Raw genomic sequence first — 12,893 nt, 5'->3', positions numbered from 1 at the left:
ACAAATTTGAGCTTTTCATCCATCTTCGTACTTTCATTCCACGGCATAGAGTGGTCCCTCCTATGCCAAAAACTGTAAAGTATGTGTCCGGTATAAAGTGTTAACTATGTGTCGAGTCGTACAAAGGGATCACAGCGATGTGGTCCCTTTTCTTTTATGCTGGGCTAGCACGGGGCTAGCATTTATGGTTAAGGTCTATTAAATAAAAAACCACTCCGAAGAGTGGCTGGCATGCAATAACTGACTATGTCGTCTTAAAACGCATAACCTAGACCTACTAGCGTCTGGTATGTACTTAAATTTGGATTTGTTGTAAATGTCGTGGCACTTACACCGCCGTTTTGATTAATTGAGTTAAAAGTAGCGCTTTTATAGCTCATATAGTTAGCCTCTAAGTATCCATAAAGGCCCCCAGCAATAATCTGCTTGTAACCCAACCCAAGTACATAACCACTTAAGGTATTACTCGGATTTGAGTAATTGACATTTGGGCACGCTGATGGAATACCGCAACTAGTAGAACCCATTGTTTTTAAACTAACTGAACTATAACCCGCCTTTAAGTAAACTAACTTATCTTTGTCAATTGCATAGCCTGGAGATAAGAAAATATTAAATCGATTTGATAATTGGAGCTGGTTACCTGAGGTGTAGTCACCAGGGTGATCGCCAACCGTTTGCGTCTTATTGAAGGTTGAGCTTTTTGAGGTAATTGCAGAATAGTCAGCACCAACTCCAAGTATCCATTGCGAAGCAATTGAAAAGTTATAACCCAAACCTAAAATCAAAGGAGCGCTACTAAAACTTTGATTTGACGAACTCCAGCTATCGTTTGGTTCCCCAGGAGTAGTGGCAGTGGCATTTAAATTGGAAGCCTGATTATTTTCGTAACCAGTAGAAGCCTGCCCATAAAATCCAGCAAACGCTGATTGAGCTTGGACATCTAATGTCATTAAACTTGCCGCCGTACATACAGCTACTACAGCAAAAGAATTACGCAATTTCATGAATTAGTCTCCAAGGAAATTTATTTAAAAATACCTTGCGATATTAAAGCCCCCTACTTCTATTTTTCGCTCTTTTATTCATCCCATTTAATGCCCGTATTTATTGGGTTCTGAGGGCAAAGATAAATTTGCTCGGTTTAGATGACTTAACTATGTCAAAACTAGTCGATGCCACTTTATCCAATGAAGATAAAAATTCTGAGATAAGTATATTTTTTAGACTTCACCTCAGTCAGATCTTGTAATAGATGTAATAATAAAACGCATAATTTATTGTGATACCCAAGCTAAATTTCATAAAGATTTCTAATGGAGCAATCAATGAACGGAATTATTGAATCTCATATATTGGCCTCTGATGGCTGTAAGGTAAATTTTTTTACCCATGGAAATCCGGCATCTCCTGCAATCTTAATTTCACCCGCTTTCACCGGCTCTGCAAAACTGTATACCGAAAAATTCGGCCAAGCCCTACCGAATTATTATGTTATCGGCATCGAACTTCGGGGTCATGGCGAAGGTGGCGGATGTCTCTATCAAGATTTAAATTACTGCAGCCCCCAACAAGGTCCGCATGATGGTGAATACAGTAATTTTCGAATGGGTCGGCTTTCTGCAGATATTTATGATGTTAAAAATTTTCTCGGCTTGAAGCGTTATGTCATGATGGGTCATAGTATGGGCATGAATGTCGTTTATCAATACATTATGGAAAATGGTACAAGTGAAATTAGCGGCTTATTTATATATGATCAGTCTCCTAAAAATTTAGTTGTAGGCATCCCAGAAGATGTTTTATTCCCAACAGATGTTGCAACTTATCCAGTAGATCAATTTCTTGCATTAGTAAATAGCTTTGCAGAATTTACAAATCAGGGTGGTTATGTAAATACACAGAAGGATATTCGCTGCATGCTTGGAGGTAGCGAAACCTCCGATCCTATTTATGATCCAGATACCAAAAAACCAGCTTTTATGTTAACCAAGGAGGCCTGGGATTTATGGGCGCCATTTGCTTATCAAATGAATGGCAAGGTACTCAGCATGCTGTTTTGGAACACCATCGTCGCTGACTATTCTGGGGTCTATCGAATTATCCGAAATGGAAATATTCCTGTTTTAATCTATGGTGGCAAAAGCAGCATCGTACCTTGGAAGGCAATGCAATGGGCTCATGACCAACTTCCTGATAGTGAATTTATGCTTTTTGATGAAGATGTAGGAGTGCATGGTGCCTTTTTAAACCCCCCTCCTTCTGGCGCTATTTTTATGGCTACATTGCGCAACTTTCTTGATCAAAAAGTGCTGCCCACGCTTTAAAAAAATAGACTATTAATGGATCTTTTTTAATAGCTGACAATCCTAAACGAATTAATAAGGCAAAAATGTTAAATCAAAGATTAATCTCGGCCATATTAGGATTTACTGGGGGCTACATGGATACTGCTGGATTTTTAGCTCTCAATGGTTTATTTACTGCTCATATAACAGGAAATTTGGTGACTCTTGGGGCGGCTTTGGCAACAGGGTATACAGGGTATATTGATAAAGCTTTAGCTATACCTGTTTTTTGTTTAACAATTTTATTGTTTCGTTTTTTAAGACGGTCATATTTTCAAGTTGATAGGATATTAATGAGTAGATGCCTTACTCTTCATGCTCTACTTCTTTTGATTGGCTCTATTCTCGCAATTGAGTATGGCCCTTTTGTAGACGGCAACAGTTTAGTCGCTACCCTTACGGGCCTTATTTTCGTAGCTGGCATGACTATTCATAACACGATCCATCGAGTTTTCTTACCTGAGACGCCCCCAACTACCGTGATGACGCTTACGACTACTCAAATCATGCTTGATTGTAGTGACCTGATACATGGCGCAACCCCCGATGAGAAAATTGGAATTTATAAACGCCTTAAAAGCTTGATCCCTGCAGTACTTCTTTTCTCATTAGGATGCGCTGGTGGCGCAATTGCATATAAATTTTTAAATATGGGATGTTTTTTAATTGCCGCACTCATCATGTGCTTTTTAGCAATCAAATCACGCGTAGAGTCCTCTATACAAATATCGTAAATACTATTTATTAACAATATTCTTTCTTTTAATCCGTTGGTCTCAAGTTTGAATCTCGCCCGACCCACCAAAAATAAAGCCCTTGAATGCATATTCAGGGGCTTTTTCATTACAGAATCTGAAGAATTTAGAGCAACGGTCTATATATCCGTTGGTCACGAGTTTCAAAACGAAGTTTCGACGAAGCCAATCTCTCCTGAACCACCAAGTGTTGCCAAGCCTCGGTCTGCAGGGCTTAGTCAATTATCCGGAGTCGATTATTAATTACTGCCACACATCAGATAGATCTCATGGGTAATATTATTAGCTGGGAGGCGAAAAAATCAACTTGAGCTTATTTTTAACTCCGGGAGTATCAATCACTTTATGTATCAACTCACGCCATACTCTAAAGACTACTTCAAATGGGTTACGTGAATGATTGGGATGCGTTAGGCCATAAATAATTTCTACTTCAGACTCTTCCTTGGCGTAGGTACCAAAAAGACGATCAAATAAAATCAAAATTCCACCGTAGTTTTTATCCAGATACATCGGATTACTAGCATGATGAACTCGATGTGATGAAGGGGTATTGAGAATGCCTTCTAAAAAACCCAATTGACCGATAAGTTTTGTATGGAGCCAGAACTGATACATCAAGTTTATCGATAGCATCGTAAAGACAGTAACTGGAGAAAATCCAATCAACACCAGCGGCAGAAAGAATACCCAGCTAAAAGATAAAAAGGGCATCCAACCCAAACGATAGGCGGCTGATAAAGTCATTTCATTGGGAGAGTGATGGGTGCTATGAGTAGCCCACATTAAAAAGACTTCATGTGAAGCACGGTGATACCAGTAGTAACAAAACTCTAGGCCAATAAACAATGCGAGATATACCCACCAGCTGTTTGGCATAGTGTAAATACGGTATTGCCAAACAAAACTAGCCATCAAACCTTGGATTAAGAGGCGATTTATGATCCCAGTTAATTGATGACCAAAACCCACGCCCAAGGAAGTAGCACTCTCACGCCATGGATAAGATTTTTTATACTGTTTTTTATAGTAATAAGACTCAAAAAGAATAGATAGTGCAACTAGCGGCAAGAAAAATATCAGTTGATAGTTAGCGAAAAACTGTTCCATATCAATAATGAAGGGTCTTTTAGTAATTTACTCAATTTTAGTAGAAAAATTAACGACTTACATTGAAAACTAGCATTCTTTCCACCCTGCTGGTTACCAAGGGAAGCAAAGTACATAGTAGCTATGATAAATAGGATTAGGGGACTGGGCCGTATTGCATCTCGCCATTACCAAATAACCAGTTTTCCTTATTCACTTCTATCAAATTAATGATGATGTCTTGAGGTCTGACTTTGAGCTTTTGTACCACTCCATCACAGATAGCTTTATAAAAATTTTTCTTCATCTCAGTAGTTCTACCTTCATTTAAGGTTACCTGCATAAAGATGATGTCATCAGAATATTCAATTCCTAAATAGGTTTTTGGAGTCACCAACTCTTTACTATCGTGCCTAGTAATCACTTGAAACTTATCATTTTCAGGCACATTAAGATATTGTTGCAGCGCTCTATAGATAATCTCACCCACTTGCTGACCAAAGCCATCTGGATGTTTATTACTTAAGTCGATTCTTGCAAATGGCATAGGATTCTTTCTTGGTTGTTATTAATTTTATCTAATTCAATATAAGGTCCAACTTGGGCCCACATCTTTGCTGAAGGTTATTAAATAAAAACCACTCCGTAGAGTGGATTAAATACAAGAATTAAGTGGATGCTCTAAAACGCATAACCCAAACCAATTAACAATTGATAGGTATTGAGGCTAGAAAAATTATTGGTTACGCTCTCATCATCCGCAGCCTTAAATGTGTAAGAAGGAGCCTTATATCCCATGTAATTTCCCTCAACAAACCCATACAAACCACTGGTGATAATTTGCTTATAACCCAAACCAATTAGATAGCCGCCTTGAGTGGATGATACGGAAGCAGTCTCCGCTGATTTAAAACTCGTGCTGACCTGACTATAGCCTGCTTTTATATAAACCAGTTTCTCCTTATCAATCACGTAAGCCGGACTTAAAAAGAAATTAAAACGACTGGAGAGCTGAATACTAGAACAGCAGTGAGATATTGTTTTGCCAGGGGCAATTGTCTCGTTTGCATAAAGATTTGACGGGCTAGATTGCGTTAATGCCGAATAATCTGCACCCAATCCGATTAACCATTTATCAGTAGCCTGCCAGTAATTGCCAATACCAAATACCAGAGGGGCGCCACCAAAATTTTGACCATTGCCACTAAGGCTGAAACCAGAGGAATTTGAACCACTCATACTGCCGATTTGATTATTTTCATAACCGGTAGAGGCCTGCCCATAAAAGCCAGCAAATGCACTTTGAGCTTGGGCATCTACTACCATCAAACTTGCCGCTGTACATCCAACTACTATCGCAAAAGAATTACGCCATCTCATAATATAGTCTCCAAAGTAATTGATTCATAAATAGAGCGGGATCTTGCAATCCTTTTTATAACTTTTTAATTTTTTAATCACCCTTGCCAAAGCTGGTATTTATTGAGCTTTTTGACAAAAACGAGTCTCTTAAATCATCCTAGATACAAATCTCACAGAATTTGCACCTAATACCTGCTCACACTTGATAAGTGCTTAAGACAATTTATTGCTTCGTTAGCTCTAAACATGCAGCAATCTTTGGATCTTTAATTTGTCTGTAACATGTTTGAATAGTATTGACATTTACTATCTTAAAATTGTGTGCCCCATCATCTTCAACCATAACCCCAGTCTGTAAATCAGATGAAATTGCACCTAACAATATTTCTTTGCGATATTCCGAAGTAAATGTCCCTGAAAAATTAAATCCTTCTTGACGATCAACAACCAATGTGAATGGTAAATGATTAAAGTAGATTTCATTTTTCTTTTTATTTATGGCTTTATGATGTCCGCCTATCCCCATTACAGTAGAGTTACTTACACCTTTCCACGTACCTAAAAGGTTAGGTGCAGTTTGCGCTAAAACTAATGCTGGAATAAAAGATAAGGTTGCTATGGCTAGTTTTAATTTCATGAATTTCTCCAATAAGTAATTAATAAAAATCTTAACATCACTTTTTCATAGCTATTGCTCTTTTATTCACCCCATTTAAAGCTTGTATTTATAGGGCTCAGAAGGTGGAATCAATGCCTGCTCGGGTTTTTGGGAAAGTTGATAGCTTGATTAATACAAAAAACATAATTTCATATCTCACAATCCGTTGGTCGCTAATTAATCAGAGTGCTTAATATGAATTAACCTACAGTCACTGGGAGGCGCATAAAGAAAAACCACCCGAAGGTGGTTTTGGCTTTTCTAGGTAGCCTGAGACGGAATCGATCTAAGACTTAGGATGTTTAATCCAACTACTGTGGCAATGAAGTTTCACCTTCAAGAATGAAAGTTCTCTCCATGGGGGTTGAACCTGGTCTTATGTGAAGCTTACCAGCACCTTTCATGCCCTTAAAGACACCAATGCCGCTGACTACCTCCCATAAACCATCACCTCTAATTTCTAACTTGCCATCTTTGTCTGTAAAGAAAATTCCGTTAGCCGTGCACTTGATATAGGCAATATTACCCGCGCCCTGAGTCAGCACTAGGTATGCACTAGCATCGCCAGTAATCCGCGGGGTAATATCGTGTCTCCCAAACTCAGTAACGGATGCCCCCGCAAATACACCAGTACCTGTGGCTTGTCCTTCGCGCTTAACCATTAAAACAAAATGGCCAGAGCCATCATTGAAATCGAGTCTAATTTGCTCTTTAGCCACCATCAGTGCTGTGATATTGAGTGGATCTGCGAAAGCTATTCCTGAGTGAACTAATACAAATGCTAAAAAAATCTTTATTAGCTGTTTCATACAATCTCCTTTGATAATTTTGGCATTATGCTATAAGAAATTTAATAGGCAATCTTATCCCCATATTAATTGAGCTTGCGGCGAGTTAAAAATCTGCTTAGTTTTTCTGAGCAATAGCATCTTAAGGAGTAGATCTTCATTTAGCGCTCAATCTAAGCACCCATTAAAACTCAGTTAAATTATTAACTCATGCGTAAGCTTCTCTTTCTATGCTTTTTTTGTCTCTCAGGCCACTCCTTTTCACAGTCTGGAAATAGCTCACCTCTAGAAAATAAGAGTAATGCCAATATTGCCTATGAATTAACCAATCCATTATCAGATTTGCAGATTGTTTCTTTGCAGTGGAACCACAATCGAGGATTAGGAACAAATCAGGCAGGAACAAATCAAACTCTTCAGATTGGCCCTCGTTTTAAAATTGATGTATCAGAAAATTGGAATGCAATTACTCGCGTCTACATTAATGGAGACAAGGTCCAAAATGTGAATGGAGTAAATAACGCTGGCATGGGGCCAACCCAGATTGAAACTTTCTTTACTGAAAAATCCAATAAAGAAACTATCTGGGGGGCTGGACCTTATCTGCAAGTGCCAGCAGGACAAAGCGGAGAGTTTGGAAGCAGGCAATGGGGTGGTGGTATACGCGCTGTTTTTCTGACTAAACCTAAACCATGGACTCTCGGAATAAAAACCTATCAGTCATGGAGTTTAGGAGGACCAACTGGTGCTGGCACCATTACAAGTCCGGGTACCGGTACTACTAACACCTTTTCTGCATGGCCTTTTATGGCATACGTAACCGAAAATGCATGGGTTTACTCACTTGATAGCGAATCTACCTACAACTACGATGCTCGAAGAACATTTAATCCCGTGAACGCAGGTATTGGTAAGGTTATTCGTATTGGAGATGTCCCAATTGATTTTTCTGTAGGCGCAAGATACATTGTCAGCGGCTATCCAGGTACTTTGCAATATCCCGGTACTCCGAGAGGTTGGGGAGCAAGAGCGCAACTCACCTTTATTATTGAATAAGCACCTTAAGGTACCCTTTTAATCCGTTGGTCGCGAGTTCGAAAACGAAGTTTCGGTGAAGCCAATCTCGCCCGACCCACCAAAAATAAAGCCCTTGAATGTATATTCAGGAGCTTTTTCATTACAGACTCAGAAGCATTTAGAGAACGGTCCACATACCCGTTGGTCACAAATAAGAAAGTTCAAATAAAAAACTACCCGCAGGTAGCTTTAGTATTCCTTGGTGGCCCGAGGCAGAATCGACAAGGGTTGAGGATGTTTGATCCTATTTAGAACTTGTAGCCTACGCCTACTAAGAATTGATAGGCTGATGGAGTTTGAGTTGGCGTGAAACTTCCACTAGTTGGATTAATTGATCCTGCCGTATAGCTTGAGTAGGAATAGTAATTGCCCTCACCAAACACATATAAATTTTTATCTAAGAGCTGCTTATATCCCAAGCCTACAACAAAGCCGCTTTGATTGGCGCTGCTATTGACTGCCCCGGGTGGCCCAGATTGTGCCTGCCAGCCAATTGTCTCGTTGCTGTAGCCTGCTTTTAAGTAAGCCAATTTGTTCTGATCTAGTTCGTAACTGGGTGATAGAAAAATATTAAATCTATTACTTACTTTGTAGTTATTGCTAGCAATAGCACCATAGTAACTAAGTTGAGTAGAGGTGTTTACATTCGTGGGGCTGTAATCTATCCCAATGCCTACTAGCCACTTAGGCGCTACAGAAAAGTTATAGCCTAATCCGATTGCGCTAGAAAATGCACTACCTGAAGAATTTGCACCAGATACCGTTCCATTTGGCGCTCCATTTGTTGCGCCAGAGGTAGTAAAACTTCGGGATCCTAATGTGTCATTCTCGTACCCAATACCAATCTGAGCATAGAAACCCTCATATGTGGACTGCGCTGTTGCTGCAAAAGTTATTAAGCTAAACCCGGCAGCCATGAATAATTTCTTTTTCATTTTTTCTCTTTTGTACTGATTAATAAAACTATATCTTTATGTAAATTTTTCATGCATTAAGAATATTAGCAGCTCGTCCTAATCTATAGGTCATACTCCTACTCTACCTACCGCTAAGCGGTCGGTAGAGTAGGAGCAACGAACCAACCATCAGTTGGTCGCGAGTTCGCAAACAAAGATTCGACGAAGTCTATCTCGCCGGACCTGCCAGTTACACAAAAGTCACCCTCGGGTGGCTTTTTTACTATTAAAAACTAGAAAGTGAATAGCTTACCTTTGGTCTTGTTTTGCCACATGCCATTTACCATTTCGGATTGGTAAAAAGCTGCCGTCATCAATTCCAACTTCTTGAGCAATCCTTTCGTTCATCACTTTATTCATGGCCATGATCAAATCGCCATTTTTCTTAGGATCCATAGCCATGTTATTCATTTCATTTGGATCGTTTTGAAGATCAAAAAGCTCTAAATCGTTCTTCGCTAGCATTTCTTCCATCGTAGTTGGAGTGTTGAACTGCAGCGGTGAGAAATATCGTGAGAAACGGTATCTTCCATCAAACACGCTACGAATACCAACCCGGTTAACAAAGTTGGGTTGATGTGCATTCAAAATCTTAGCCGACTCTTTGTAATTATATTTACCAGACATCAACCAAGAATACGTCTTCTCAGCCCAGAACCAGCTGGTAAACATTAGCATATTAAAGTTGAACAAGGAGGCCGGTCTTGCTGAGTCAACTTTAGCCTTTTCAGGCTCTTTAAATAATGGCGTGAGATCTTTGCCCTTGAGTCCTTCCGCTGCTTTGGTAACCGACTTTGGATCCTTGCCTGTCATCGCCAATATCGTAGTAGCTAGGTCAAGCTGCGAAGTTATTGCCTGACACTCTTTGCCACCCGGATAGGCTGGATGAATAATCATCAGTGGAATATGGTTCTGCTCTTTGTAAGCAGTTGTACCTTTACCTCTCATTTGATGGGATCCACCCAACTCACCATGGTCAGCAGTAAAGATCACAATAGTATTGTCTTCCATGCCGCTATCTTTTAAGCCTTGCATGACTGCTGCAACATTCTCATCACTATCGCGCATACAGTTAAAGTAGTAGTCAAGCAATAATCTCCAGCGTCGATCCTCATTAGGCCATGAGCCCATTAGCAAATCCCAAATTTCTTGATAGAGTTTATGTGCTTTAGGTCTGCCGGGTGCATCTAGCGCTTGATGACGACTTTCTGGCAGTGGATAGTTATCCCATGTTGCTTGATATAGCTCGGTTGTAGGTGGTGGCAAGATAGTCATCGCATGCTTGGCACCTTGCACAGGTTTACCGGGCAAATCCGAATTCACGTAGGTCACATCATGAGGGTTAACGATATTGACCGCTAAATACCAAGGCTGCTTCTTGGCCCTGAGCTCTTGCCCTTCATTACGCAACCAACCAATCGCTGATGAGAGTGTTAGTTTATCGAAGGTATAACCACCCTGCTGTTGATCGACGATATCACCAACGCCTAGGAAGTCATCAAAGCCATAGGATTTAATAATCTTACGATAGGTATCCATCGGAGCGTCATAGGCTTTCTTGACCGTATCCATATTGGCTGATAAGTGCCATTTACCTTGATAGGCAGAGTGATAGCCCAACTCTTGAAGGCGATGTCCAATTGTTTTAACCTTTAGCGATAAATCAGGCTGCCATAAAAAATTGAGGTTATCAAAAATGCCTGAATGCTGAATATGTTGACCTGTGTAAATCACTGAACGAGCAGAGGAACATTGCATGGTTGCTGCTTGGTGATTCGTAAAAGTAATTGCTTTCTTTTTAATAGCTTCACGAGCGGGAACGGGCATCGGCCATTTAGGGAAAAAATGCTCTTGGTCAACTAGAACAAAAAGGATGTTATAGCCTGCTGGTGGTGAATTAGGTGCAATTAGTTGTGATCGATCAGAGCCTGACTGAGCCCCTGCATTTTGTATGCCCGCCGGTAATAAAGTGGCGCCAATTGCTGCAGCTCCAGATGTGAGCAGATTTCTTCTGGTTGGATTTTTAGGATCGCTACTAGCATCTACCACCTCTGGCTTTGTTACTTGCATTAATTACTCCTTAGTGAAATGGGCAACACCTTAAATTGCTTTGAAACATACTAACTCAAGTGAAATAAGGTTTTATGGCACTTTGTCGGTTTACCCGACAAATGGGCGCAAAAACCAATTGAGATTCACCCGGATCCAATCAAAGCCATCATAACTTCTGTTTACATCGCACCCAAATCTAGACAGGTTCAGACTCATATCTCGGCTACTTTTTATAACAATTGGACATCTTTTAATCCGTTGGTCGCGAGTTCGAAAACGAAGTTTCGGCGAAGCCAATCTCGCCCGACCCACCAAAAATAAAGCCCTTGAATGCATATTCAGGGGCTTTATCATTATAGAAACGGAAGAATTTAGAGCAACGTTCTACGTGTCCGTTGGTCTGATTTTATATCTCCCACTAGGACCTAAACCTGGGTCTAGGAGTTTGGATTATTAGTTCTACTCATAGTGACTATTCTGGTGGTGAAAGCTAGCGCCCCAGATCAGCGCAGGTAAGTCTATAAATTTCTTGGGATAGCCAAAAATGAAGTGCTGTATATTGACCTATCTCTGCCTGACTGGATAAAACGGTGATTAATAAATTACTACTTCGGTTTATTTGTTTGATCTTGATGCCTTTCAGTCAAATCGCGTTTGCTGACGAATGCCTTGATGATAAGCTTACCCGAGTCAAAGGTGTTGATAACTGCTTAGCGATTACCACCTTCCGAGATTCATCGGCCCCGAATCCTTCAGCCTTGGTTATTTTCATTCATGGCGACCAAAGTGACATGAAGGCAGTGACTAGCATGCCACGCTTAGCTAAAAATATTCAACTATCTTCTGATATTGTTAAGGTCTTTATCCTAAGACCGGGTTATTTTGATGCCCAAGGCAATGAATCGACTGGTAATAATTCTGGACGCAGAGATAGCTACACATCAGATAATGTAGACGAAGTAACTGCGGCCATTCAATCTTTACAAAAATACTACGGTGTAAAAAATACGGTGCTCGTTGGGCACTCTGGTGGCGCAGCTTATGCAGGTGTCATGATTGGAAGAACCCCAGGAATTGCGAATGGAGCCCTCTTATTATCTTGCCCTTGTGACATTAGTAGCTGGCGCTCTGATCAGCAGGGTCGACCGTGGGGCTCGCTATCTCCGATTAATTTTTACAAAACTGTTCCTGTAGCTACCAAGGTAATAGCAATGACTGGTGATAGCGATAACAATACTAGAGAATATTTATCCAAAGAATATGTTGCGGCCTTAACTACAAGAGGTGTAGATGCTCGCTATATTACTGCTCAAAGTGCTGCCCATAACGACACAGTAAATGTGGAATTAGTAACGGAGCCAATTAAATCTTTACTGAAGGCCAATAATTAGATAGCCACTCTTATTTGACTTATAGAAAATTAATCAAGGATAAATATGATTACTCCAACTCCATATATTGGCAATTCTCTTGACCCCGACATTGCCAGCTCCTACTTCGCTATTCGGCGTGCTAGATAAGCAGCAATTAACTTAGCAATCCAAACTAGCGCTGCGATTGTCACCACTATTGATGGCAAGATTGTTCGAATCCCAGCTGCTGAGCTGATTAAACAGCGCCAACATAGCGCCTAAATACTGTTGGTCGCGAGTTCGAATCTCGCCCGACCCACCAGTACACAAAGGTACGTACCGGACACATGCTTTACGTCCGGTACCGACCACATGGTTTACACATTTACCAATCACATCCCCAATACTTTGGGACCAAATGGGTTTTCTAGGGCTTGTACCCTTGAAGACTCCATA

General features: G+C 40.4%; 13 protein-coding genes. 4 read left to right on the top strand and 9 right to left on the bottom strand.

Annotated elements, in window-relative coordinates; genetic code table 11:
* Window positions 1-254: 254 nt before the first annotated feature.
* The gene (locus tag ICN38_RS11445; protein ID WP_216257229.1) at window positions 255-1,007 is read right to left on the bottom strand and encodes an outer membrane protein; all 753 of its coding nucleotides are present in this window, start codon (window positions 1,005-1,007) and stop codon (window positions 255-257) included.
* A 321-nt stretch (window positions 1,008-1,328) separates the two neighbouring features.
* Between ICN38_RS11445 and ICN38_RS11440 the strand changes: the two genes are divergently transcribed.
* Complete coding sequence (locus ICN38_RS11440; protein WP_216257228.1) at window positions 1,329-2,327, top strand: alpha/beta fold hydrolase; 999 nt, start codon at window positions 1,329-1,331, stop codon at window positions 2,325-2,327.
* Window positions 2,328-2,392: 65 nt separating this feature from the next.
* On the top strand, window positions 2,393-3,082 hold the full coding sequence (locus tag ICN38_RS11435; RefSeq protein ID WP_255562877.1) for a DUF1275 family protein: 690 nt from the start codon (window positions 2,393-2,395) through the stop codon (window positions 3,080-3,082).
* 303 nt (window positions 3,083-3,385) lie between these two features.
* Here the strand turns inward: ICN38_RS11435 and ICN38_RS11430 are convergent, their stop codons facing one another.
* The 5 genes from ICN38_RS11430 to ICN38_RS11410 form a co-directional block, all read right to left on the bottom strand.
* Window positions 3,386-4,213: a sterol desaturase family protein gene (locus ICN38_RS11430; protein WP_215293303.1), complete on the bottom strand. Its 828-nt coding sequence runs from the start codon at window positions 4,211-4,213 to the stop codon at window positions 3,386-3,388.
* A 136-nt stretch (window positions 4,214-4,349) separates the two neighbouring features.
* Window positions 4,350-4,739 (bottom strand): tautomerase family protein, encoded by a 390-nt coding sequence (locus ICN38_RS11425; protein WP_216257226.1) that lies wholly within the window; start codon window positions 4,737-4,739, stop codon window positions 4,350-4,352.
* Window positions 4,740-4,873: 134 nt separating this feature from the next.
* Window positions 4,874-5,572 (bottom strand): outer membrane protein, encoded by a 699-nt coding sequence (locus ICN38_RS11420; RefSeq protein WP_215370336.1) that lies wholly within the window; start codon window positions 5,570-5,572, stop codon window positions 4,874-4,876.
* Between the two features lie 205 nt (window positions 5,573-5,777).
* Window positions 5,778-6,191 (bottom strand): hypothetical protein, encoded by a 414-nt coding sequence (locus tag ICN38_RS11415; RefSeq protein ID WP_216257225.1) that lies wholly within the window; start codon window positions 6,189-6,191, stop codon window positions 5,778-5,780.
* 332 nt (window positions 6,192-6,523) lie between these two features.
* Window positions 6,524-7,021 (bottom strand): hypothetical protein, encoded by a 498-nt coding sequence (locus ICN38_RS11410; protein WP_215347748.1) that lies wholly within the window; start codon window positions 7,019-7,021, stop codon window positions 6,524-6,526.
* A 189-nt stretch (window positions 7,022-7,210) separates the two neighbouring features.
* On the opposite strand from ICN38_RS11410, the gene ICN38_RS11405 reads away from it, so the two are divergent.
* A complete protein-coding gene (locus ICN38_RS11405; RefSeq protein ID WP_216257224.1) occupies window positions 7,211-8,056 on the top strand; it encodes a hypothetical protein in 846 nt (281 codons plus the stop codon).
* Between the two features lie 269 nt (window positions 8,057-8,325).
* On the opposite strand, the gene ICN38_RS11400 is transcribed toward ICN38_RS11405, so the two are convergent.
* Both ICN38_RS11400 and ICN38_RS11395 read right to left on the bottom strand, forming a co-directional pair.
* Window positions 8,326-9,012 carry an outer membrane protein gene (locus ICN38_RS11400; RefSeq protein WP_216257223.1) on the bottom strand — a complete coding sequence of 229 codons (687 nt, stop codon included), beginning with the start codon at window positions 9,010-9,012 and terminating at the stop codon, window positions 8,326-8,328.
* Window positions 9,013-9,282: 270 nt separating this feature from the next.
* A complete protein-coding gene (locus tag ICN38_RS11395; protein WP_216257222.1) occupies window positions 9,283-11,103 on the bottom strand; it encodes a sulfatase-like hydrolase/transferase in 1,821 nt (606 codons plus the stop codon).
* 572 nt (window positions 11,104-11,675) lie between these two features.
* Here ICN38_RS11395 and ICN38_RS11390 point away from each other — a divergent pair.
* Window positions 11,676-12,476: a S9 family peptidase gene (locus ICN38_RS11390; protein ID WP_216257221.1), complete on the top strand. Its 801-nt coding sequence runs from the start codon at window positions 11,676-11,678 to the stop codon at window positions 12,474-12,476.
* Between the two features lie 141 nt (window positions 12,477-12,617).
* Here ICN38_RS11390 and ICN38_RS11385 read toward each other — a convergent pair.
* On the bottom strand, window positions 12,618-12,893 hold a 276-nt coding region (locus tag ICN38_RS11385; protein ID WP_216257220.1), incomplete at its 5' end, for a hypothetical protein.

This window comes from Polynucleobacter sp. AP-Melu-500A-A1, from assembly GCF_018882125.1.
Lineage (GTDB): Bacteria > Pseudomonadota > Gammaproteobacteria > Burkholderiales > Burkholderiaceae > Polynucleobacter.
Note: the sequence above shows the minus strand (reverse complement) of the source record. Positions and strands in the feature narration are given on the sequence as shown.

Coding starts and splice junctions, on each gene's coding strand:
- ICN38_RS11445 (WP_216257229.1), bottom strand. CDS start 1,007: ATGAAATTGCGTAATTCTTTTGCTGTAGTAGCTGTATGTACGGCGGCA.
- ICN38_RS11430 (WP_215293303.1), bottom strand. CDS start 4,213: ATGGAACAGTTTTTCGCTAACTATCAACTGATATTTTTCTTGCCGCTA.
- ICN38_RS11425 (WP_216257226.1), bottom strand. CDS start 4,739: ATGCCATTTGCAAGAATCGACTTAAGTAATAAACATCCAGATGGCTTT.
- ICN38_RS11440 (WP_216257228.1), top strand. CDS start 1,329: ATGAACGGAATTATTGAATCTCATATATTGGCCTCTGATGGCTGTAAG.
- ICN38_RS11400 (WP_216257223.1), bottom strand. CDS start 9,012: ATGAAAAAGAAATTATTCATGGCTGCCGGGTTTAGCTTAATAACTTTT.
- ICN38_RS11410 (WP_215347748.1), bottom strand. CDS start 7,021: ATGAAACAGCTAATAAAGATTTTTTTAGCATTTGTATTAGTTCACTCA.
- ICN38_RS11395 (WP_216257222.1), bottom strand. CDS start 11,103: ATGCAAGTAACAAAGCCAGAGGTGGTAGATGCTAGTAGCGATCCTAAA.
- ICN38_RS11420 (WP_215370336.1), bottom strand. CDS start 5,572: ATGAGATGGCGTAATTCTTTTGCGATAGTAGTTGGATGTACAGCGGCA.
- ICN38_RS11435 (WP_255562877.1), top strand. CDS start 2,393: ATGTTAAATCAAAGATTAATCTCGGCCATATTAGGATTTACTGGGGGC.
- ICN38_RS11405 (WP_216257224.1), top strand. CDS start 7,211: ATGCGTAAGCTTCTCTTTCTATGCTTTTTTTGTCTCTCAGGCCACTCC.
- ICN38_RS11415 (WP_216257225.1), bottom strand. CDS start 6,191: ATGAAATTAAAACTAGCCATAGCAACCTTATCTTTTATTCCAGCATTA.